18 protein-coding genes are annotated in these 22,829 nt (G+C 68.3%); 11 read left to right on the forward strand and 7 right to left on the reverse strand.

Translation table 11 applies throughout. The features are described 5' to 3' along the window. Positions 1-296: 296 nt before the first annotated feature. From E1J61_RS14060 to E1J61_RS14070, 3 genes are all read left to right on the forward strand, one after another. Entirely contained in the window at positions 297-515 is a 219-nt protein-coding gene (locus E1J61_RS14060; RefSeq protein ID WP_243736861.1) for a hypothetical protein, read from the forward strand. A 227-nt stretch (positions 516-742) separates the two neighbouring features. After that, positions 743-1,315 (forward strand): AraC family transcriptional regulator, encoded by a 573-nt coding sequence (locus tag E1J61_RS14065; RefSeq protein WP_243736862.1) that lies wholly within the window; start codon positions 743-745, stop codon positions 1,313-1,315. A gap of 219 nt (positions 1,316-1,534) precedes the next feature. Continuing rightward, entirely contained in the window at positions 1,535-2,437 is a 903-nt protein-coding gene (locus tag E1J61_RS14070) for a LysR substrate-binding domain-containing protein (protein WP_133094646.1), read from the forward strand. A 51-nt stretch (positions 2,438-2,488) separates the two neighbouring features. On the opposite strand, the gene E1J61_RS14075 is transcribed toward E1J61_RS14070, so the two are convergent. The 6 genes from E1J61_RS14075 to E1J61_RS14100 all read right to left on the reverse strand — a co-directional run bounded on the left by E1J61_RS14075 (position 2,489) and on the right by E1J61_RS14100 (position 9,218). Continuing rightward, positions 2,489-4,021: a class I adenylate-forming enzyme family protein gene (locus E1J61_RS14075; protein WP_133094647.1), complete on the reverse strand. Its 1,533-nt coding sequence runs from the start codon at positions 4,019-4,021 to the stop codon at positions 2,489-2,491. A gap of 89 nt (positions 4,022-4,110) precedes the next feature. Then, positions 4,111-5,409 (reverse strand): CaiB/BaiF CoA-transferase family protein, encoded by a 1,299-nt coding sequence (locus E1J61_RS14080; protein ID WP_133094648.1) that lies wholly within the window; start codon positions 5,407-5,409, stop codon positions 4,111-4,113. Between the two features lie 76 nt (positions 5,410-5,485). Continuing rightward, positions 5,486-5,803, reverse strand: coding sequence for an acyl-CoA dehydrogenase family protein (locus E1J61_RS14085; protein ID WP_371704018.1), 318 nt, complete (start codon positions 5,801-5,803; stop codon positions 5,486-5,488). Further along, positions 5,739-6,947 carry an acetyl-CoA C-acetyltransferase gene (locus E1J61_RS14090; RefSeq protein ID WP_133094649.1) on the reverse strand — a complete coding sequence of 403 codons (1,209 nt, stop codon included), beginning with the start codon at positions 6,945-6,947 and terminating at the stop codon, positions 5,739-5,741. Before E1J61_RS14090 ends, E1J61_RS14085 begins: the two co-directional genes overlap by 65 nt. A gap of 46 nt (positions 6,948-6,993) precedes the next feature. Continuing rightward, complete coding sequence (locus tag E1J61_RS14095) at positions 6,994-8,310, reverse strand: acetyl-CoA hydrolase/transferase family protein (RefSeq protein ID WP_133094650.1); 1,317 nt, start codon at positions 8,308-8,310, stop codon at positions 6,994-6,996. A gap of 14 nt (positions 8,311-8,324) precedes the next feature. Continuing rightward, positions 8,325-9,218 (reverse strand): MaoC/PaaZ C-terminal domain-containing protein, encoded by an 894-nt coding sequence (locus tag E1J61_RS14100; protein ID WP_133094651.1) that lies wholly within the window; start codon positions 9,216-9,218, stop codon positions 8,325-8,327. A gap of 302 nt (positions 9,219-9,520) precedes the next feature. Here E1J61_RS14100 and E1J61_RS14105 point away from each other — a divergent pair, with 302 nt between their 5' ends. After that, entirely contained in the window at positions 9,521-10,687 is a 1,167-nt protein-coding gene (locus E1J61_RS14105) for an acyl-CoA dehydrogenase family protein (protein WP_029048285.1), read from the forward strand. Between the two features lie 599 nt (positions 10,688-11,286). After that, positions 11,287-12,762, forward strand: coding sequence for a type I glutamate--ammonia ligase (gene glnA, locus E1J61_RS14110; RefSeq protein ID WP_133094652.1), 1,476 nt, complete (start codon positions 11,287-11,289; stop codon positions 12,760-12,762). A gap of 550 nt (positions 12,763-13,312) precedes the next feature. On the opposite strand, the gene E1J61_RS14115 is transcribed toward glnA, so the two are convergent. Beyond that, on the reverse strand, positions 13,313-14,050 hold the full coding sequence (locus E1J61_RS14115; protein WP_133094653.1) for an IclR family transcriptional regulator: 738 nt from the start codon (positions 14,048-14,050) through the stop codon (positions 13,313-13,315). Between the two features lie 131 nt (positions 14,051-14,181). On the opposite strand from E1J61_RS14115, the gene E1J61_RS14120 reads away from it, so the two are divergent. Genes E1J61_RS14120 through E1J61_RS14145 form a run of 6 tightly spaced genes read left to right on the forward strand, consistent with a single transcriptional unit; the run spans position 14,182 to position 22,797 of the window. After that, a complete protein-coding gene (locus E1J61_RS14120) occupies positions 14,182-15,801 on the forward strand; it encodes an acyl-CoA carboxylase subunit beta (protein WP_133094654.1) in 1,620 nt (539 codons plus the stop codon). A 50-nt stretch (positions 15,802-15,851) separates the two neighbouring features. Continuing rightward, positions 15,852-17,012: an acyl-CoA dehydrogenase family protein gene (locus E1J61_RS14125; protein WP_133094655.1), complete on the forward strand. Its 1,161-nt coding sequence runs from the start codon at positions 15,852-15,854 to the stop codon at positions 17,010-17,012. 15 nt (positions 17,013-17,027) lie between these two features. Then, positions 17,028-17,873: an enoyl-CoA hydratase/isomerase family protein gene (locus E1J61_RS14130; RefSeq protein ID WP_133094656.1), complete on the forward strand. Its 846-nt coding sequence runs from the start codon at positions 17,028-17,030 to the stop codon at positions 17,871-17,873. Between the two features lie 53 nt (positions 17,874-17,926). Further along, positions 17,927-19,942, forward strand: coding sequence for an acetyl-CoA carboxylase biotin carboxylase subunit (locus E1J61_RS14135; RefSeq protein ID WP_133094657.1), 2,016 nt, complete (start codon positions 17,927-17,929; stop codon positions 19,940-19,942). Beyond that, positions 19,939-21,768, forward strand: coding sequence for an acyclic terpene utilization AtuA family protein (locus E1J61_RS14140; protein WP_133094658.1), 1,830 nt, complete (start codon positions 19,939-19,941; stop codon positions 21,766-21,768). The genes E1J61_RS14135 and E1J61_RS14140 overlap by 4 nt, the downstream gene beginning before the upstream one ends. A gap of 30 nt (positions 21,769-21,798) precedes the next feature. Then, positions 21,799-22,797, forward strand: a complete 999-nt coding sequence (locus E1J61_RS14145; RefSeq protein ID WP_133094659.1) for a tripartite tricarboxylate transporter substrate binding protein — start codon at positions 21,799-21,801, stop codon at positions 22,795-22,797. The last annotated feature ends 32 nt before the right edge of the window (positions 22,798-22,829 follow it).

A 22,829-nucleotide genomic window follows, 5' to 3' on the forward strand; every position in this document is an offset into this window, starting at 1 on the left:
TATCGGGAAGAATCCGGCCTTCACACGCCAGCAGCCAGAAACGCAGGCTCGCATGGCGTGTCCGGGGGAAACCGGCTCAATTGACGAGAATATCGGACAGGATGCGTTCCGTACGGGCTGGGCATCGGCGCCGGCGGCGGTACGCCGACGCCCGCGCAGGCCGAAGATGAATCGGTGGTCTACAAGACCAAGGTGGCCGTGACGGCCATGCAGGTCGGCTTCGACCAGCGCACGGCGGGCCAGCAATGGCTGCGCCTGCGTCTCGGTGAACTGTTTGGCCAGTGAGGCGTGCCGCGATGAAACGCCTTATTTCAGCTTTCCCCCTGTTGGCACTGCTGACACTTGCCGGCTGCGGTGGCGACGATGCGCCGGGCAAGACCAGCCCGGGCGCGTCCGCGAGCCTGCCGGTCACGGACCTGGAGCCCGGCGCCTACGTCGTCAGCGTTGGCGATGCCGACAATCCCACGGTCGGCAAGTACTATGCCGCCACCGATGGCAGCCGTTTCCTTGCCTGACCGCGCAAGCGGCGGCATGGCGGCATGGCGGCCGCATCCTGAGTGCTTGCGTCACCGGGCTCCGCGGGCAGTCCCGCGGTCCCGGCAGCCTGTGCGAGCGAGCCCATGTGGTGGCGGCGAATGGGGTGTTCGGAAATTGCAGAGGCAGGAATTCTCGCGGGCGGCGATGATAGTCATCGTTACAGACCGCTTTCCGAGCCACCATGCGCGTCCATTTGCAGTCCCCCATGCATATCAGCCTGCAGCGGCTGCTGCTGGCATTTCCGCTGTCGGTCGCGGTCACGCAAGGCAGGGTGGTGGTCAGGCGGCGCGGCTTCGATCGCTTGCTGGTGGCCGGCCAGGAGATGGCGGTCGCGCCGTTCGAAGCCATCGATCTGCATCTGGACGGCAGCGGCGCCCAGCCTGCGGCATGCCATCTCGAACTGCATGGCGTGGTGCCGGCGGCGGCACAGGCGGCGCTGCATCACCGAGTCTCCAAGCGGGTTTTCCTGCAGCCGCAGTACGCCTGGAGCGCCGCATTCATCGCCGAACGGCTCGACATTTCCGCAGCGCAGGTGCGCCGCACGTTGTTTGCGCAGGGCACGGCACTGACCGACCTGTGCCGGACGCAGCGGCTCATGCGCGTGCTGTTCGAAGCCATGTCGGGGCACGTGGCGACGGCCGACCTGGCGCGCTTTGCGGGCTGGCCCGCCAATAGCGACCTCGACTGCGCCTTCTATGACCGCTTTGGGCTGTCCATGGATGCAGCGCGCCGGCTCGCGCCGCATCGCGCCCCGGAACGGCACCGTTCGGTAGCCTGAGCCGAACGACGCGTTCGTTTCGCTGCCGCCCGGCACCCAAGCGCATCTGCCTTCCAGCCCCGCGCGGCTTCCTGGCACTATTGGCTAACCTTTGCCTGTCTTGCGGACAAGGCGCCAACGCTGGGCGATATTCGCCCCGGCGGTGCGGCATTCGCACCGGCGTCGTGTACGGGCGCCGCCTTTGCGCGATAATCCCGTACCACGCTAGGGAACGATGTAATGCGCTTTGATCTGGTCGATCTGAAACTGTTCACGCATATTGCCGAGGCCCAGAGCCTGACCGGCGGCGCGCAGCGTTCCCACCTGTCGCTGGCCGCGGCCAGTACCCGCATCAAGAACCTGGAAGAGTATGTCGGCGTCAAGCTGCTGAGCCGCAGCAGCCAGGGCGTGAAGGTCACCGGTGCCGGCGAGACCCTGCTGGCGCACGCGCGCCGCGTGATCCGCCAGCTGGAGCAGCTCAGCGGCGATCTGCAGGAATACGTGGCTGGCGTGAAGGGCCATGTGCGCGTCTTTGCCAACACCACGGCGATGAGCGAGTTCCTGCCCGCGGTGCTGCGCACCTACCTGGTCAGCAATCCCGACGTCACCATCGACATGCAGGAGCGGCTCAGCCCGGACATCGTGCGTGCGGTGCAGGAGGGGATGGTCGATATCGGCATCATCGCGGGCAATGTGCGCACCGAAGGGCTGGAGGTCATGCCCTACCGGCGCGACCGGCTCGTGCTTGCGACCGCACTGAGCCATCCGCTGGCCGAGCGCGACACTGTGGATTTCATCGATACGCTCGACTACGACTTTATCGGCCTGCCGGAAGCCAGCGCCATCCACAACTTCCTCAAGCGCGCCGCGGCCGACCTGCAGCGCGAGTTGCGCTGGCGCGTCCAGGTCAGCAACTTCGAGACCGCCTGCCGCATGATCGAGGCCAATGTCGGCGTCGGCGTGCTGCCCGAGAGCACGGCTGCGCGGCACGCCGGCACGATGGCGCTGCGCATCGTCCAGCTCAACGACGAATGGGCCGAGCGCAAGCTGCAGGTGTGCGTGGCGGATGTGGGCGCGTTGCCGCTGTTCGCGCGCAAGCTGGTCGACCTGCTCGTCGAGGACGGACTCGGGCGGCAGGACTGAGCGCCGCCGCTGCCGCTATCGCCACCGTTATCGCCACCGTTATCGCCACCGCTAATTCTGCTGCGAAACCATCTGCTTGAGCTGGTGCTTGAGCAGCTTGCCGCTGGCAGTGGTCGGGATGCTGGCGACGCGCAGGATCTTTTCCGGGCGCTTGTACGGCGACAGGCGGTCGACCAGGTAGTCGTGCAGCGCCTGCGCATCGAACTTCTCGCCGTCCTTGATCTCGACAAAGGCAATCACCTGCTCGTTGCCGTCCGCGGCCGGCTGGCCGACCACCGCCGACACGCGCACCGACGGATGCGTGTTGATCACCGATTCGACCTCGATCGGATAGACGTTGAAGCCAGAGTGGATGATCAGGTCCTTGGTCCGGCCCACGATGAACAGCGCGCCGTCGGGCCCCAGCCGGCCCAGGTCGCCGGTGTTGAGCCAGCCGCCGGGGCGCAGCGCCTCGGCGGTCAGCGCCGGTGCGCGGTAGTAGCCGCGCATGACACCGGGGCCCCTGACCCACAGCTCGCCGGACTCGCCGGCCGGCACGGGCTGGCCGTCGGGGCCGACCACCCGCAGTTCGGCGCCTTCCACGATCTCACCCGCCGAGCAATCGCCGCGCGGGCGGTCCACGCGCGTGACGAACAGCGAGCCCGCGTACTCGGTCATGCCGTAGCCATGGTGCAGCGGCTGGCCGAGCATCGCTTCGACTTCCTGCTTGAGCGTCGGGTCGAGCGGTCCGCCGCCGGTGTACAGGTAGCGCAGCCTGGGTGAGGGCGCCAGCGGCATGCCGCTCGCACGCACATGCGCGAGGATGCGGCCGAACATGGTCGGCACGCCCTGCAGCAGCGTGATCGCCCCTTGCCGGATTGCCGCGATGACGTCCGCGGCGTTGAAGCGCGCGCTCAGGTACAGGCTGGCGCCGGCCTGGAAGGTCGACACCAGCAGCGTGCCCAGTCCGAACACATGCGACATCGGCATGACCGCATAGGCGCAGTCATCCGGCTGCATGCGGCGCGATTCCACCGTGACACGGGCAAAGTGCAGCAGGCCGCGGTGCGTCACCATCACGCCCTTGGGCTGCCCGGTGGTGCCGGAGGTGTAGATCAGCACGGCGACCTCGCGTGCCACGGCTTCGGGCTCGCGTTCGCTGGCGCTGTCGGCGGCGCTGGCCATCAGCGGGCCGAGTCCGGCCGGCGCGATTTCGCGGGCACGGTAGCGCACGCCGTGCCGCAGCGCGCCGGGCGAGGCACCGTGGGTAAAGAGCATCAGCCGGGGCTGGCAGTGCGAGCGGATCTCCTCGATCTCGCGCTCCGACAGGCGCGCGTTGACCACCACCGGCCATGCGCCCAGTTCGGACAGCGCGAACACCAGCGTGATCACGGCCAGGCAGTTCTCCGCCACGACCAGCACCCGGTCGCCGGTGCCGACGCCTTGCGCCTGCAGGTAGGCTTGTGCAGCCTCGATGCCTTGCCACAGCCGCGCGAAGGTCACGATGCGGCCGTCCTCGAAAACGGCCGCGCGGTCTGGGGCCTCGGCTGCCCAGTGGCGGGGGATATCGCTGATCCGTTGCGGGTTGGCTCGGTCCGGGGGCATCGCGCGGAAAGTCCTTGTGCGGGGTAGAAAACCGTCCGGCAAACCGGACGACGCCAGTGTATGTGCGCGGCAATTGCGCTGCAATCGGCTTACACTACGCCCCTGGTGCGCAGTGCTTCAACCTGCTTCGCGTCCAGCTTCAGGTAGTCGCGCAGCACTTCCTCGGTGTGCTGGCCCAGCGCCGGCGGGGCATAGCGCAGCGTGGGCGGCGTCTCCGACAGGCGCAGCGGGCTGGCGGCGGTGACGACCCGATTGACGCTCTGGCCCGCAGGCGGCTGCGCGCCAGGATAGCGCGACTGCTCGATGCGCAGCCCACGCGACTGCACATGGGGGTCGGCATACGCCTGGGCGATATTGTTGATCGGGCCGCACGGCACCGAATTGGCTTCGAGCAGCGCGACCCATTCGGCGGTGGTGCGGGTGCGCGTCAGCTCCATCATCATCGCGATCAGCACCTTGCGGTTGTTGACGCGGCCGGTGTTGGTGGCATAGCGCTCGTCGCGGGCCCAGTCCACGCCCGCGGCCTCGCAGAAGCGCGCGAACTGGCCGTCGTTGCCGATCGCCAGCAGCATGTTGCCGTCGGCGGTGGGGAAGTCCTGGTAGGGCACCACGCTCGGGTGGATATTGCCCTGGCGGCGCGGTACGTCGTCGGCATTGAGAAAGCCCGCGCCCTGGTTGGCGAGCACGGCCATCGCCACGTCAAGCAGCGCGATGTCGATATGCTGGCCGCGGCCGGTGTAGTGGCGCGCTTCGAGCGCACTCAGGATCGCGGTGGTGGCGTACATGCCGGTGAACAGGTCGATCACCGCCACGCCCACCTTCATCGGGCCGCCGCCGGGTTCGCTGTCGGCATGGCCGGTGATGCTCATCAGGCCGCTCATGGCCTGGATCAGCAGGTCGTAGCCGGGGCGGGCCGCATACGGCCCGGTATGGCCGAAGCCCGTTACCGAGCAGTAGACCAGGCGCGGATTGACCGCGCTCAGGCTCTCGTAGTCCAGGCCATAGCGCTTGAGGCCGCCGGTCTTGAAGTTCTCCACCACGACGTCGCTGTGGCGGGCCAGTTCGCGGATCAGTGCCTGGCCTTCAGGCTTGGACATGTCCACGGTGACCGAGCGCTTATTGCGGTTGGCCGCGGTGAAATAGCTCGCCTGCCGCGTGGGCACGCCATCGTCGCCCGACAGGAACGGCGGGCCCCAGTGGCGGGTGTCGTCGCCTTCGCCGGGCTTTTCGATCTTGATGACGTCGGCGCCCATGTCCGCCAGGTTCTGGGTGGACCACGGCCCGGCCAGCACGCGCGACAGGTCGAGCACGCGCAGGTGGCTCAGCGCGCCCGTGCGCGGCGAAGGGGGCGGCAGTTCGGGAAGGGAATTGGCGGCGGAATCGGTCATGGAAATCGTGGCGGTTGCGTCGTTGCTGCCCGTCGCGGTGCGGGCAGCGTGGGGGGCATATCGGCAGCGCGGCGCCTCAGGCGCCGCGCGCCTCGCAGATCATGTTGCGGGCGATGATGACCTGCTGGATCTGCGTGGTGCCTTCATACAGGCGGAACAGGCGCACGTCGCGGTAGAAGCGCTCGATGCCGAACTCGGAAATATAGCCGGAACCGCCAAGAATCCGAACCGCGCGGTCGGCCACGCGGCGACTTTCACGTCCCCTTCGGGGATGAAGACACTGGATCCCCGCCTTTGCAGGGACGACGGCTCGACGACGGTGCATGCGATCAGCAGCGCTCGAACACCGCGGCGATCCCCTGGCCGCCGCCGATGCACATGGTCTCCAGGCCATAGCGGCCGCCACGGCGCTGCAGTTCGTGCAGCAGCGTGGCCAGGATGCGCACGCCGGTGGCGCCGATCGGGTGGCCCAGCGAGATGCCCGAGCCGTTGACGTTGAGCTTCTGCTCGATCGCGTCCTGGTCGTTCCATTCCCAGCCCTTCAGCACGGCCAGCACCTGGCAGGCAAAGGCTTCGTTCAGCTCCACCAGGTCCATCTGGTCCAGCGTCAGGTTCAGGCGCTTGAGCAGCTTCTTCACCGCCGGAACCGGGCCGATGCCCATATGCGACGGCTCGCAGCCCGCTGCCGCCCAGCCCACCAGTGTCGCCATCGGGGTCAGGCCCAGCTCGGCCAGCTTGTCTTCGGCCACGATCAGGCAGGCGGCGGAGGCGTCGTTCTGCTGGCTGGCATTGCCGGCGGTGACGGTGCCGTTGGGCATCAGCGCGCGCAGCTTGCCCAGGCTTTCCATCGAGGTGCCGGGGCGGAAGCCCTCGTCACGCGCGAACGTGACCGGGTCGCCCTTGCGCTGCGGCACCTGCACCGGCACGATCTCGGCGTCGAAGCGGCCGGCTTCCCAAGCGGCCGCGGCGCGTTCGTGGCTGCGCACGGAGAAGGCGTCGGCCCGCTCGCGCGTAATGCCGTAGTCGCGCGCGAGGTTTTCGGCGGTCTCGATCATCCCGGAGATCTTGCCGAAGCGCTCGACCGGCTGCGAACGCTCGCGGCCGCGGTCGAGGCGGTCGTAGAACTTGACGTTGCCCGAGCGCGAGCCCCAGCGCATGTCGGTGGTGTAGTACTCGATATTGCTCATGCTCTCGACGCCGCCGGCAATGACCACGTCGGCAGCGCCGCTCTGCACCATCATCGACGCCGTGACGATGGCCTGCAGTCCGCCGCCACAGCGGCGGTCCAGCTGCATGCCCGGCACTTCAACCGGCAGGCCGGCCTGCAGCGCGGCCCAGCGGCCCACGCAGGGCACCTCGCTGTTGGCGTAGGACTGGGCAAAGACCACGTCATCGATGCGGGCGGGGTCGATGCCGCTGCGTTCGACCACGGCGCGCACGGTGGTGGCGGCCAGTTCCTCGACGGACACGGGGCGCAGGCTGCCGCCGAAGGTGCCGACGGGAGTACGGAGGGGGGTGACGATTGCGGCTCGGCGCATGGAAGTCTCCTTGGAAATTCTGTTGGGTAGCGAGGCAGGCGCGCGGTCAGGCCATGCTCGCCGCGGCAACGAAAACCGCGCCGCACTGGCGCAGCAGGGCGTGGGCCTGGCGCTCCAGGTCCTCGCGGTGTTCGGGGGCGGCGATGTCCAGCATGCGGCGCACGCGCTGCGACAGGGTCTGGCCGCGCAGGTCGGCGACGCCGTGTTCGGTGACGATCAGGCCGGCATCCGAGCGCGGCGTGCTGACCGGCCCGGACAGCTGCGCCACGATGCGGCTGGCGCCCTTGGCGGTCGCGGGCAGGGCGACGATGGGCAGGCCGCCGCGGCTGCGCGCGGCGCCGCGCAGGAAGTCGACCGCGCCGCCCACGGCGCCGACATAGACGCCCGCCGCCACTTCGGCATTCACCTGTCCGGTCAGGTCGACCTCGATCGCAGAATTGATCGCCGTGAGCTTGTCGATGCTGGCCAGCACTTCGGGATGATGCGTGTAGCTGGTCTCGCGCAGTTGCAGCTTCGGGTTGCGATGGGCCCAGCGGCGCACCCGCTCGCTGCCCATCAGGATGCCGCCGATGCCGATGCCGGTATCGATAGTCTTGCGCGCGTTGGTCAGCACGCCGGCCTCGGCCAGCGCGGCAATGCCGTCGCCCACCGCGCCGCTGTGCAGGCCCAGGTCGCGGCGGTCGTGCAGCGCGGCCACCACGGCCTCGGGCAGGTTGCCGATGCCCATCTGGAGCGTGGCACCATCCTCGACCCAGCCGGCGATATGGCGCGCGATCGCCTGCTCCGCCGCGCCGGGGGCGCCGCGGTCCAGGCTGATCGGTGGATGCGCGGCATCGACCAGCAGGTCGATCTCGTCCGCGGTGAGATGGCGGCTGCCATAGGTCCACGGCACGTCGGGGTTCACCTCGGCCACGATCACGCGGGCCCGGTCCAGCGCCGCCGGAATGTACTCATGCACCAGGCCCATGCTGTAGCGGCCTTCCTCGTCGGGCGGCGACACCTGCACCAGCACCACGTCGGCGCGCAGCGCGCCCTGGCGGATCAGGCCAGGCAGATGCGAGTAATGGCTGGGCACGATGTCCAGCACGCCGGCCTTGGCCAGCGCGCGATGCGGACCGCTGGCGGCATAGCCGAAGAAATCGATCACGTCGGCCTGCGCCGGCTGCAGCGTGTCTGACTGGCCGATGCCGACAAACACGCTCAGCCGGCTGCCCCGGGCCAGCGCGTGGCGATGCCCGACCAGCGCGCGCGTCAGCGTCAGCGGCTCGGCGGTGGCCTGGCCCCACCAGATATGGTCGCCGGGGCGCAGCAGTGCCTGCAGCGCGGCGCCAAGTTCGTTGTTATCCACGGTAGCAGGATGCATTGGGCGGTGCAGGCTCAGGCGATCTCGGCCCAGCCATGGCTGAGCACTACCTTGTCGCGCTCGGCCACGCGTGCGCGCAACCGGAAGTGGTTAGGATTGTCCGGCGTGCGCCAGATCTCGGTGACCAGCGTCTCGCCCGGGAACACCGGCGCGGTGAAGCGGATATCCAGCGCGCGCAGGCGGGCGGGATCGTGGTCCGCGCACTGGCGCACCAGCGCATGCGCGACCAGCCCGTAGCTGGCCAGGCCGTGCAGGATCGGACGCTCGAAGCCTGCGGCCCTGGCAACTTCCGGGTCGGCATGCAGCGGGTTGAAGTCGCCCATCAGGCGATACAGCAGCGCGGCCTCGGGGCGGATTGCCTGCGCGTCGGTGAAGTCCGGCGCGCGGTCTTCCGGCGTGGGGCGCAATGCGGGCAGCGGCTCGTCGCTGGGCTGGCCGCCGTCGCGCTGGCTGTAGCCGCCATCGCCGCGCAGGAAGCTGACCTGCTGCACCGTCGCCAGCAACTCGCCGTCCGCCGTTTCGAGCCGGCGCTCGGTCACCATGATCGCGCCCTTGCCTTCACCCTTGTCGGTCAGGCGCGTGATGCGGTTGTGGCCGACGATGTCGGCGCTGGCCGGCAGCGGGCGGTGCAGCCGCATGCGCTGCTCGCCGTGCAGCAGCTTGACCCAGTCGATGCCGGTATCGGCCTCGCGCGCCCAGAAGCCCGGATAGCCCAGCACCACGGCCTGCGACGGCAGCGTGCGCAGCCCGCCCGCGGCGCCCTCGAACACGAAGGGCAGGGCGGCCGCATCCAGCGGATCGTTGCCCAGCCCCAGGCTGAGTGCGTACAGCATGGTGTCGCGCTCGGTATAGCGCTGGCGTACGGGGGCGAACGGTCGCTGCTTGAGGTGCTGGTAGCTCACTGCCATGTCCGGGGGTCCTATGTCTTCATCAGGAGATAGCCGTGAGGATGTCGCCAAAGTGGGTTTTGCGCTATTTGACAATGCCAATGGTCGGCTTCGGCGTTCGCGAAAACGGCACTCGGCGGCCCCGGATGCCGGCCTTAAGCGCAGTGGAAGGCGCGCTTTCGCAATGGCTGATTGCCCGGGGCGGCGATCGCAGCGACCATTGCGGCCAAGACAACATCGGCGGTCGCCGCGGGCATTCCGTGGGACCGATGCGCCGCAAATTCCGTCCGCAATTTCGTCCGTACCCAAGCCAACGACGCGCCATGATCGAACAGACCCAATCGAACAACTACCAAGAAATCCGCGATGCCGTGCGCGCGCTTTGCGCCGAATTCCCGGATGAATACTTCCGCAAGGTCGACGAGCAGCGCGCCTACCCCGAAGCCTTCGTCAATGCACTGACCGCGGCCGGCTGGCTGGCAGCGCTGATCCCGCAAGAGTACGGCGGTTCCGGCCTGGGCCTGACCGAAGCCTCGGTCATCATGGAAGAAATCAACCGCAGCGGCGGCAACTCCGGTGCCTGCCACGGCCAGATGTACAACATGGGCACGCTGCTGCGCCACGGCTCCCAGGCGCAGAAGGAAAAGTACCTGCCGAAGATCGCCTCGGGCGAATGGCGCCTGCAGTCGATGGGCGTGACCGAGCCCACCACCGGCACGGACACCACCAAGATCAAGACCTCGGCGGTCAAGAAGGACGGCCGCTATGTCGTCAACGGCCAGAAGGTGTGGATCAGCCGCGTGCAGCACAGCGACTTCATGATCCTGCTGGCGCGCACCACCGCGCTGGCCGACGTGAAGAAGAAGAGCGAAGGCATGTCCATCTTCATGGTCGACTTGCACGAAGCGCAGAAGAAGGGCCTGACCGTGCGGCCGATCCCGAACATGGTCAACCACGAGACCAACGAGCTGTTCTTCGAAGACCTGGAAATCCCCGAGGAAAACCTGATCGGCGAAGAGGGCAAGGGCTTCAAGTACATCCTCGACGGCCTCAACGCCGAGCGCACCCTGATTGCCGCCGAGTGCATCGGCGACGGCTACTGGTTCATGGACCGCGTCACCAAGTACGTCAGCGAGCGCGAAGTCTTCGGCCGCCCCATCGGCCAGAACCAGGGCGTGCAGTTCCCAATCGCCGAGTCCTTCATCGAGCTGGAAGCCGCCAACCTGATGCGCTGGAAGGCCTGCGAACTGTTCGACAAGCACGAGCCGATGGGCGCCCAGGCCAATATGGCCAAGTACCTGGCGGCCAAGGCCAGCTGGGAAGCCGGCAACGCCTGCCTGCAGTTCCACGGCGGCTTCGGCTTTGCGTGCGAATACGACGTCGAGCGCAAGTTCCGCGAGACGCGCCTGTACCAGGTCGCGCCGATCTCGACCAACCTGATCTACTCGTACGTCGCGGAACATATTCTCGGCCTGCCGCGCTCGTTCTGAGCGGGCGGGGGGCCGGCGCGCTTGCGCGCCGGCTTTTGCAAGCTGGCCGGCGCTTGATGGGCTGGCGAGCCAGCGCGGCCGGCGCGACGCGACTCCGCTAGCGGGTGGGCGTTGCAGGGCGGGTGTCGCGCGCCGTGCCGGGCGCCGGATATACCTCGTCGCCAGCCGCAATCGGCAAGCGTGGCGGCGGCGGAGTCATGGAGGTATCGCGAGGCGGGGCTTCACATCCAGCCACGGCTGCCGCAAGCAGTGCAATACAAAACGCATGGCCTGGCCAGCAGCGCCAGGTGCGGTACCGGTTGAAGATGAACGTGTCTGGCATGGAGCGGCCCTCTTTGCGCGGAGTGCGTTCAGTGTAGCCAAAGGTGACAGCTACCATTGCCAGGACGACGATTTGCCGAGTGCTCCGCGAGCCGCACTGATCCATTCCCAACACCTGCTTCCAGGTTTCCGTATTGCGGCGATCTGGCTGGTGAGAGCGCAGACTTCACACATGGGGCCGCATCGGAGATGCCTGCACGGTTCGCGAGGCACTTTGCAATCGGAACCTGACAGGCTAATGTTGGACTATGCTCCGGGGTCAGACGACGGAGGCGCTTATGAGCACGGTCTCAATAGAACCCGGCAGCTATCACGTTGCACCGCCGCAAAACCCTGGTGAAGTCATCGCTCTGATCAAGGAGCATGCGATCCAGGTCATTGACCTCAGGTTCACGGACTTGCCCGGCGTGTGGCAGCACTTCTCGATCACGCTGCCGGAAGTCAATGACGATTTATTCTCAGCCGGCATCGGGTTCGACGGGTCGTCCATTCGTGGGTTCCAGCAAATACACGAATCCGACATGCTGGTCAGGCCTGACCCGGCCACGGCATTCATCGATCCGTTTTGTACGGCACCAACGCTGGTCCTGATCTGCGACGTGCTGGACCCTGTCCTGCACCAGCCATATTCGCGCGATCCGCGCCACATTGCGAGAAAGGCGGAGCTTTATCTCCAGCAAACCGGTCTTGCCACGGTTTGCTACATTGGCCCCGAACTGGAGTTTTTCATTTTCGACTCCATTCGCTTCGGCCAGGACCAGCACTCTGGCTACTACCATGTCGAATCCGCCGAAGGCGAATGGGCCTCCGGCCGTGACGAAGGCGCCTATGGCGGAGGCAATCTTGGGTACAAGCAGCACTACAAGGGAGGATATTTTCCCGTGCCGCCAAGCGATACGCTGCAGGATATCCGCTCCGAAATCGTACTCGCGCTGATGCAGGCTGGCGTCCGGGTCGAGGTGCATCACCATGAGGTAGCCACGGCGGGCCAGAATGAGATCGACATGCGCTTTGCACCGCTGACCCGAATGGCGGACAACGTGATGATGTATAAGTACTTCTGCAAGAATGTTGCACGCCGCCACGGCAAGGTCGCCACATTCATGCCTAAGCCCCTGTTTGCCGACAACGCGAGCGGCATGCATTGCCACCAAAGCCTCTGGCGCGGCGACGAGAACCTCTTCTACGACGAGAATGGCTGGGCGCAGACGTCCCAGATGTGCCGGTGGTACATAGGCGGCTTGCTCAGGCACGCCCCCGCCCTGATGGCGTTCTGTGCGCCGAGCACAAACTCCTACAAGCGACTGGTGCCCGGTTACGAGGCGCCTGTCAATCTGGCCATGTCGCAGCGCAACCGATCTGCCGCCGCCAGGATTCCAATGGTTTCTGATTCCCCAAGCGCCAGGCGCGTTGAATTCCGCTGCCCTGACCCGTCGGCCAATGCCTATCTCGCCTTCTCGGCAATGCTGCTTGCCGGCCTTGACGGTATTGAAAACCAGACGGACCCCGGCGACCCGCTCGACAAGAACATCTATGATCTGCCACCGGAGGAAGCCGCCGGCATCCGGCAGGTTCCAGGTTCTCTCGAAGAGTCGCTTTCCGCACTGGAATCCGATTCTGCATTCCTGCGAAAGGGAGATGTCTTCACTGAAGACCTGATCAGGACCTGGATTGACTACAAGCGCACGCACGAGATCGATACATTGAAGTTACGCCCGCACCCGTGGGAGTTCTATCTGTACTTCGACATCTGATCACCTGCGCACGGCTCTGGCGTTTGCTGGTGGCAACGAAATTCTACCGGCTGATGGGCCGCTTGCACCTCCGGAAGATCCGTCTGGCCCCGGTATCCCATGCTGGTGGCATCGCCATCCGCACCCGTTACCCCGGCACCGCGCGGCGATGACCGAAGCATCGAGCTGCATGACCAGCGACAGATATGGCGCGATGATGCTGGCGCGCGTGACCTGGTCCACCCTCCGGCGAAACAAAAAAAAGCCACGCTCCGACGTCGGGGCGTGGCCTGGAATGCCGACCCTCCCTCTGGCCGGCGGGGGAATTTATTGTTCTGGCACCTGGACTGATCCCGCCTTCCAGTGAAGGCGGCCTGGCCCGGCCGATGCCAGGGCGGCGGGCGCGTTCGTGCGTATCTCTGCTTGCGTCACCATTGAACGCCGCCGACGTGGTGCGGCTCTGTGCGGCCTCTGACAGAGGCGCGTTTCAAAACCGAGGTGGGCGGCCGCTCAGTGCGGCAACAGGTCGCGCAAAGCCGGGGGTTCGCGCGGCCGCGCCGCTTCATCCTTGCTACGCGAACATCGCCACGATGATCCCGCCCATTTCATGCCGGCGTGCCGCCGACATCCGCGACGCAGTCGAAACGATGCTGATGGCCGCGTCCGCGCCCATTGCCAGCGGCAGGGCGTAGCCCACGCCCGCCACGCCTTCCGCGCCGGCCAGCGCGTAGCCCAGCTTGCGGCTGCGCTCGACGCCGCGCATCAGCCGGAGCAGGCTGAGGCCGCCGGCTTCGTACTCGGCGCGGTGGCGTTCGTAGTGCGCGCGGACCGCGTCGTTGTCCATCTTGGCAAGCAGCGCCATGCTGCCGGTGCCCTGGCCCAGCAGGCGCGAGGTGCCGGTCAGCATGTGGAAGGTCTTGATGCGGTGGCTGCCTTCCTCGGTATGCAGGCAATGACCATGGTCGCCGATGCGCACGATCAGGAAGACCGCGTCGCCGGTCAGCCGCGCCAGTGCCTTCATCTTGCTGACGAGGGCGCTGTTGGGCGGCGGCCGGTTCATCGCGCGCAGCCCGAGCGCCATCGCCGCGGTACCGAGGTGATAGCGCTTGCCGGCCGATTCGCGCTCGATATACGCGCCGGCTTCCAGGAAGCGCGCCATGCGGTGGGCGGTGGTGCGGTCGATGCCGGCCATGGCGGCAAGGTCGGGCAGCGCCAGCCCGGCGTCATGGTGTTCGGCCAGCAACTGCAGCAGGGTGAAGGCGCGCGCCAGGCTCTGGACGCCGCCGGGGGCAGGGGATCTGGGGGGCATGGCTGGATGCGTCGGCGGCGCCGTGCTGGTTCGGCAGATTGTGCACATTATGCACAATCTGAGCGATTGCGGTTGTCGCGCCGTGCGCCGTGGTTTGCAATCCATCCATCACGGAACCACAGGCACGCGCCATGATCCCCATCGAATCCCGCATTGACCCGTCCTCCGACACCTTCGCCGGCCAGCGCGCCGGCATGCAGGCACTGATCGACCGCCTGCACGGCCTGGAGCAGCGCGCCGTGGCCGCGTCCGAGCGCTCGCGGCCCGCCTTTGCAAAGCGTGGCGCGCTGCTGCCGCGCGAGCGCGTCGGCCGCCTGCTCGACCCGGGTGCGCCGTTCCTGCCGCTGTCCACGCTGGCGGGCTTCTGCATGGACGATCCCGATCCGGAGACCTCGGTGCCCGGTGGCTCGCTGGTGGCCGGCATCGGCTTCGTGTGCGGGGTGCGCTGCATGGTGCTCGCCACCGATTCCGGCATCGATGCCGGCGCCATGACCGAGGCCGGCAACATGAAGCTGGTGCGCTGCCAGGAAATCGCGCTGGAAAACCGGCTGCCCTTCATCCACCTGGTGGAGTCGGCCGGCGCCAACCTGCGCAAGTACCGCGTCGACAAGTTCGTGCGCGGCGGCGCCATCTTCTACAACCTGGCGCGGCTGTCGGCGGCCGGGCTGCCGGTAATCACGGTCGTGCACGGCTCGTCCACGGCGGGCGGCGCCTACATGCCCGGCCTGTCCGACTACGTGGTGATGGTGCGCAACCGCGCCCGCGCCTTCCTGGCCGGGCCGCCGCTGCTGAAGGCCGCCACCGGCGAGATCGCCACCGACGAGGAACTGGGCGGCGCCGACCTGCATGCCACCGCCACCGGCCTGGCCGAATACCTTGCGGAAGACGACGAGCACGCCATCGCCACCGCGCGCGACATCGTCGCCAGCCTGGACTGGCCCCGTGTGGAGCCCCAGCCAGCACAGCCGGCGCGCCCGCCGCGGCTGGACCCGTCGGAACTGGACGGCGTCATGACGCTCGACATGAAGCGCCCGGTCGACATGCGCGAGGTGATCGCGCGCATCGTCGACGATTCGGCGTGGCTGCCGTTCAAGCCCGACTACGGCCCCGGCACGGTGTGCGGCCATGCCCGCATCGAGGGCAATACCGTAGGATTGATCACCAACAACGGCCCGATCGATCCCGCCGGCGCCACCAAGGCCGCGCAGTTCATCCAGCTGTGCAACCAGTCCGGCACGCCGATCGTATTCCTGCAGAACACCACCGGCTTTATCGTCGGGCGCGCCTCGGAAGAGGCCGGCATGATCAAGCACGGCGCCAAGATGATCCAGGCGTTGTCCAACTCCAGGGTGCCGCAGATTACGCTGTACTGTGGCGCCTCGTTCGGCGCGGGCAACTTTGGCATGTGCGGGAGGGGCTTCAAGCCGCGCTTCTGCTTTTCGTGGCCGAACGCGCGCACCGCGGTGATGGGCGGCGAGCAGGCCGCCATGACGCTGGAGATCGTGGCGCGCCAGCAGGCGGCGCGCAAGGGCAAGCCGGTCGACGAGGCGCAGCTGGCCGGCCAGACCACCGAGATCGTCGCCAACTTCGAGCGGCAGGCGAGCGCCTTCGTCACCAGCGGCCTGCTGCTGGACGACGGCGTGATCGATCCGCGCGACACGCGTGCGGTGCTGGCCTTTGTGCTGGCCACCGCGCGCGAGGCGGCGCTGCGCCAGCCGCATGCCATCCAGTTCGGCGTCGGGCGCTTCTGAGCGCCGCCGCCTCCAGACAACCAGAACGCAACGAAATCCGGGAGACCAGCATGCTTTACACCGAAGACCACCGCAACATCATGGACAGCATCCGCCGCTTCGTCTCGGCGGAGATCGATCCCTTCGTCGACGAATGGGAAGCCGCCGAGGTGTTTCCGGCGCACGAGCTGTTCAAGAAGATGGGCAACCTCGGCTTCCTCGGCATCACCAAGCCGGTGGAGTATGGCGGCATGGGGCTCGACTTCTCCTATGCCGTTGCCGCCGCCGAGGCGCTCGGGTATGCGCGCGCACAAGGCGTCGGCATGGGCGTGGGCGTGCAGACCGACATGGCCACGCCGGCACTGACTGCGTTCGGCTCCGATGAACTGAAGCGCAACTACCTGGCGCCCGCCATCGCCGGCGACATGGTGTGCTCGATCGGCGTGTCCGAGGCGGGCGCGGGTTCCGACGTGGCCTCGCTCAAGACGCGCGCGGTGCGCGACGGCGACGACTATGTCATCTCCGGCTCCAAGATGTGGATCACCAACGGCACCCAGTCGGACTGGATCTGCCTGCTGTGCAACACTTCCGACGGGCCCGTGCACAAGAACAAGTCGCTGATCGTGGTGCCGATCAAGGAAGACGGCAAGCGCGTGCGCGGCGTGGAAGTGCAGAAGATCAAGAAGTTCGGCATGTGGTGCTCGGACACTGCGCAGATCTTCTTTGACGAAGTGCGCGTGCCGGTACGCAACCGCATCGGCGAGGAGGGCATGGGCTTTATCTACCAGATGAAGCAGTTCCAGGAAGAGCGGCTGAACGGCGCGGCGCGCCGGCTCGCCTGCACCGCGCTGATCGAGGAAACCGCCGAGTACCTGCGCCAGCGCATCGCCTTCGGCAAGCCGCTGCTGGACAACCAGTTCATCCAGTTCAAGCTGGCCGAGCTGAAGACCGAAATGGAAGCGCTGCGCGCGCTGGTCTACCTGGCCACGCAGACCTATATCGCCGGCGGCGACGTGGTCGAGCTGGCGTCGATGGCCAAGCTCAAGGCCGGGCGCCTGTCGCGCGAGGTGGCCGACTGGTGCATGCAGTTCCAGGGCGGCATGGGCTACACGTGGGACAACCATGCATCGCGCGCGTACCGCGACTTCCGCCTGGGCTCGATCGGCGGCGGCGCGGACGAAGTGATGCTGCAGGTCATCGCCAAGCAGATGGGCCTGATGTCGCGCGGCTGACAGGCAGGAGGCGCCATGACCGACCCAACGCAAACCGAATCCGTGATCGTACGCCGCGCCGGCGGCGTGCTGTTCGCCACCCTCAATATCCCGGCCACGCGCAATGCGCTGGCGCCCGAGGTCGTTGCCGCGCTGGCGGCGGCGGTCGAGCAGGCCGAAGCCGGCCCCGAGGTGCGCGCGCTGGTGCTGCGCGGCGCCGGCGGCATGTTCAGTGCCGGCGGCAATGTCGGCAACTTCCAGGCGCGGCTCGATGCCGAAGCCAGCCGGGAAGACCCGGTCGCCACGCGCAACCGGGAATTCGGCTATTTCATGCAGCGGCTGGGCGCATTGACGGTGCCGGTCATCGCCGCCGTGGATGGCGCCGCAATGGGCGGCGGCATGGGCCTGGCGTGCGCCGCCGACATCGTGCTGGCCACGCGGGATGCGCGTTTCGCGCTGTCGGAAACCACGCTCGGCATCATCGCCGCGCAGATCGCGCCGTTCGTGGTGCAGCGCATCGGCGCGGCGGCCACGCGCCGCCTGGGCCTGACCGGCGAGCGCATCGGCGGAGAGGCAGCGGTGGCGATCGGGCTGGTCGACCAGCTGGCCGCCGACAGCGCCGAGCTGGACGCGCTGGTCGCCGAATGGCTGACGCGCATCGGCCGCTGCGCCCCCAATGCCAACCGCGTGTTCAAGACGCTGGTCAGCCGCTGCGGCCAGGAGCCGGCGGGACCGCTGCTGGACGAAGCCTCGCGGCTTTTCGCCCAGTGCATGCGCAGCGAAGGCGCCGAAGGCGTGGCGGCCTTCCGCGAGAAGCGTGACGCGAGCTGGACCGTGCGCTTCGATGCCGATGCCGTGCGCGCAGCGCAGTCGCCGAGCTGAGCTGAACTGAGGGCTGCCGCCTGCCAATTTCCGGTAATTCAAAGGATTCCCACATGTCTGCAACCAGCCGACCCTTCCATACGCTGCTCGTCGCCAACCGCGGCGAGATCGCGGTGCGCATCATGCGCACCGCGCGCCGCCTTGGGCTGGCCACCGTGGCCGTCTACTCCGAGGCCGACCGCCACAGCCCGCACGTGGGGTTCGCGGACCGCGCGGTCTGCATCGGCGCCGCCGCGCCGCGCGAGTCGTACCTCAACATCCCCGCCATCATCGAGGCCGCCCGTGCCAGCGGTGCCGATGCCATCCACCCGGGCTACGGCTTCCTGGCCGAGAACGCGGGCTTTGCCGAGGCCGTGGTGGCGGCGGGCCTGGTCTTCGTCGGCCCGCCCGCCGGGGCGATCCGCGCCATGGGCAACAAGGCCGAGGCCAAGCGCCTGATGCTGGCCGCCGACATGCCCTGCGTGCCGGGCTACCAGGGCGCGGCGCAGGACGACGCCACGCTGCTGGCCGAAGCCGGCGCGATCGGCTTTCCGTTGATGGTGAAGGCCGCGGCCGGCGGCGGCGGGCGCGGCATGCGGCTGGTGCGCGAGGCGGCGGCGCTGCCCATCGCGCTGGCCAGCGCGCGCTCCGAGGCCGCGGCCGCGTTCGGCTCCGACGAGCTGATCCTGGAGCGCGCCGTGATCGCGCCGCGCCATGTGGAGATCCAGGTCTTCGCCGATACGCAGGGCCATGTCATCCACCTGGGCGAGCGCGACTGCTCGGTGCAGCGCCGCCACCAGAAGGTCATCGAAGAGGCGCCGTCGCCCGCGGTCAGCCCGGCGCTGCGCGCGCGCATGGGCGAGGCCGCGGTCCGCGCGGCAAGGTCGATCGGCTATGTCGGGGCCGGCACCATGGAGTTCCTGCTCGATGCCGACGGCAACTTCTACTTCATGGAGATGAACACGCGCCTGCAGGTCGAGCATGCGGTGACCGAAGCCATCACCGGTTTCGATCTGGTCGAATGGCAGTTGCGCGTGGCGGCGGGCGAGCCGCTGCCGGTGACGCAGGAGCAGGTGAAGCTCGACGGCCATGCCATCGAGGTCCGCCTGACCGCCGAAGACGTGCCCGCCGGCTTCCTGCCGCAGGGCGGGCCGCTGCTGCGCTGGCGCCCGCCCGCCGCCGGCCGCGATGTACGCGTCGACCATGCGCTGGAAGAGGGCGGCGCCATCCCCACGCACTACGACTCGATGGTGGCCAAGCTGGTCGCCCATGGCACCGACCGCGAGGAAGCGCGCTGCAAGCTGCTGCGCGCGGTGGAAGACTGCGCGCTGCTGGGCGTGCCGAGCAACCAGGGTTTCCTGGCCGACTGCCTTGCACATCCGGCCTTCGCGGGCAATGACGTGCACACCGGCTTCGTTGATGCGCACATGCAGGGCGCGCTGCAGGCGCCGCTGCCGCCGCTGCACGTGATGGCCAGCGCCGCGCTGGCCGCGTCGGGGCTGCTGGGCGACAACGGCAAGCCCGCCACGCTTGCACGGGCCGCCGCCAGCGTGGTGCTGTACGCGGCCGGCACGGCATGGGAAGCGACCTTGCGCGTCGCCGCCGAAGGCTGGCGCGTGATGCTGCGCCAGCGCGAAAGTGATCAGCAACCCGGCCAGCAACCGGTCGCCTGCGCGCTGCGCGTGCTGCGCGCCGACGGCGACAGCGGCACGGCCCTGGTCGAGTGCGACGGCGTGGCCTATCCGCTGGTGTTCGCCGCCGACAAGCAGGTGCTGCACCTGTTCCAGTCCGGCCGCGCCTGGCAGTTCCCTCTGCACGACCCGCGCCGCCGCCGCGATGCCGGTGAAGCCGGCGGGGTCCTGCAGGCGCCGCTGACGGCGCGCATCGTCGCGGTCCACGTGGCCGAAGGCGAGCGTGTGGAGGCCGGCCAGCCGCTGGTGGTGCTGGAGGCAATGAAGATGGAGCACACCATCGCTGCGCCGTTTTCCGGCGTGGTCGCTGAACTGGCCGCGCGCGCCGGCGGGCAGGCCAGCGCCGGCTCGCTGCTGGCGCGCGTCGAAGCCGATGTGGTGGCGAAGGAGCCGGCATGAGCGAACTGGCACATTCCGCGGCAACTACCGCGGCAAATACCGCGGCACACACCGGCAAGACCGTTCGCATCGGCGGCGCCTCCGGCTTCTGGGGCGATTCCGCGATCGCCACGCCGCAGCTGCTGACCGTGCCCGGCCTGCAGTACCTGGTCTACGACTACCTGGCCGAGACCACCATGTCGATCCTGGCGCGCGCCCGCGCCAAGGACCCGGCGCTCGGCTACGCCACCGATTTCGTGCAGGCGGCGATGGGGCCCAACCTGGCCGGGATCCTGCAGCGCGGCGTCCGCGTGGTCGCCAACGCCGGCGGCCTCAACCCGCAGGCCTGCCGCGACGCGCTGCTCAAGGTGGCCGCGCAGCAGGGCCTGCATCCGCGCATCGCCGTGGTCACCGGCGACGACGTCCAGCCCAGCTTCGCGCAATGGTGCGCCGACGGGCTGACCGACCTTGCCGGGGCGCCGGTGCCGACCACCGAGCCGTGGTCGGCCAACGCCTACACCGGCGCGCAATGCATTGCCCGCGCGCTGGCGCTGGGCGCCGATATCGTCATCACCGGGCGTTGCGTCGACAGCGCCGTGGTAGTCGGGGTGCTGGCGCACGAGTTCGGCTGGGACTGGACCGACTGGGACCGCCTTGCCGCCGGCACGCTGGCGGGCCACGTGATCGAGTGCGGCGCGCAGGCCACCGGCGGGTTGTTCACCGACTGGGAGCGCGTGCCCGGCTGGGAGCGGATGGGCTACCCGGTGATCGACTGCGCGCACGACGGCAGCTTCGAGCTGAGCAAGCCGGATGGCACCGGCGGGCTGGTCGACCCCGCCGCGGTCGCAGAGCAGGTGCTGTACGAGGTGGGCGATCCCGCCAGCTACCTGATGCCGGACGTGACCTGCGACTTCCGCATGGTGCGTACCGAGCTGGTCGAGCCGGGCCGCGTGCGCGTGGCTGGCGCGCGCGGCAGGGCGCCCGGCACCCGCTACAAGGGCAACGCCACCTGGCAGGACGGCTTCCAGATCAGCCTGATGATGGCGATCCGCGGCATCGACGCCCCGGCCAAGGCGCGCCGCACCGCCGACGCGCTGCTGGCGCGCACCCGCGCCATGCTGGCCGAGCGCGGCATGCCCGATTACACCGAGACCGTGGTCGAGCTGCTGGGCTGCGAATCGCAATACGGCGCCCATGCGCGCGAGTTGCCGACGCGCGAAGTGGTGCTGCGCATCGGCGCGCGCCATCCGCAGGCGCGGGGCCTGAGCTTCCTGCAGCGCGAATGCTCGTCGGCGGGGACATCGATGGCAGCCGGGACGCGATCTTCCTTTGCGGGGCGTGTCGATATCCAGCCGGTGGTGAAGGTGTTCTCCTTCCTGGTGCCCAAGGCCGACGTGCCGATGCGCGTGGAATTCGAGGGCGGCGTGATCACGCTCCCCAACGCCGCGGCCAGCGGGGCACCGAAAATGCCTGCCGTGGTCGATGGCCCGGCACCGCCGCGGGTGCCCGACGAACCGCGCGTGCACCGGCCGCTGGTCGCGCTTGCCTACGCGCGCGGCGGCGACAAGGGCGACGACGAGAACATCGGCGTGATCGCGCGCAAGCCGGAGTACCTGGCGCTGCTGCGCGAGCAGCTGACGCCGCAGGCCGTGCGCGCGTACTTTGCCCACCTGGTCGCGGGCGAGGTCGAGCGCTTCGACGTGCCCGGCCTGCATGCGCTGAACTTCCTGATGCATGGCGCGCTGGGCGGCGGCGGCGTGGCCAGCCTGCGCTCCGACCCACTGGGCAAGAGCTATGCGCAGATGCTGCTCGATTTCCCGCTTTCCGTACCGCACAGCTGGGCATAGACCCGGCCAACCCTGACAAGGAGGAGACACATGACCCGATCCAGGCGCAACGCGCGCGTCCACCGCCTGCTGACGCTAAGCCTGCTCGCCGGCAGCCTTGCCGGCGCCATCCCGGCCCTGGCGCAGGGCGACGCCTATCCGAACCGGCCGGTCCGCGTGGTCGTGCCGTATACGCCCGGCGGCGTTTCCGACGCGGTGACGCGGCTGGTCATGCAGAAGCTGTCCGAGCGCATCGGCCAGCCGCTGGTGGTGGAAAACCGTGCCGGCGCCAACGGCATGATCGGCTCGGAAAACGTCGCAAAATCGGCGCCGGATGGCTATTCGCTGCTGGTCGTTGTCGCCGCCCACGCGATCAACCCGAGCCTGTACGGCAAGATGAGCTATGACCCGGTCAAGGACCTGACCGGCGTCAGCATGATCGGCCGGATCCCGCTGCTGCTGGTCGGCAGTGCGCAACTGCCGCCGACCAACGTCAAGGAGCTGGTGGGCTGGGGCAAGGCCAATCCGGACAAGATGACCTTTGCGTCTAGCGGCACCGGCTCGGGCGCGCACCTGGCGGGCGAGCTGTTCGCCCAGGCGGTCGGCATGAAGATGACGCACGTGCCGTACAAGGGTATCTCGCCCGCGTTGCCCGACCTGTTCTCGGGGCAGGTCGCGGTGATCTTCGATTCGGTGCAGACCATGATGCCGCAGGTGAAGGCGGGCAAGGTGCGCGCGCTGGCGATTACCAGCCCGACGCGCTGGCCAGCCGCACCGGAGGTGCCGACCATGGCCGAGGCCGGCTTCCCGGCAGTGACGGCGGGCAGCTGGATCGGCCTGCTGGCACCGGCCAGGACGCCGCCGGCGGTGCTGGCGAAGCTTTCGGCCGACATGGATGCGGTGCTGCGGCAGCCGGACGTGCGCGCGCGGCTGATCGACTACGGCATCGAGCCGGTCGGCGGCAAGCCGGAGCAGTTCCAGGCCTTTATCAGGACGGAAGCGGTGCGCTGGGGCGAGGTGGTGAAGAAGAGCGGGGTGAAGCTGGAATAAGCAGGACTTGCGTAGGGAAAGCGCCCGCGGCA

Source organism: Cupriavidus sp. L7L (assembly GCF_004353535.1).
Taxonomy (GTDB): domain Bacteria; phylum Pseudomonadota; class Gammaproteobacteria; order Burkholderiales; family Burkholderiaceae; genus Cupriavidus; species Cupriavidus oxalaticus_A.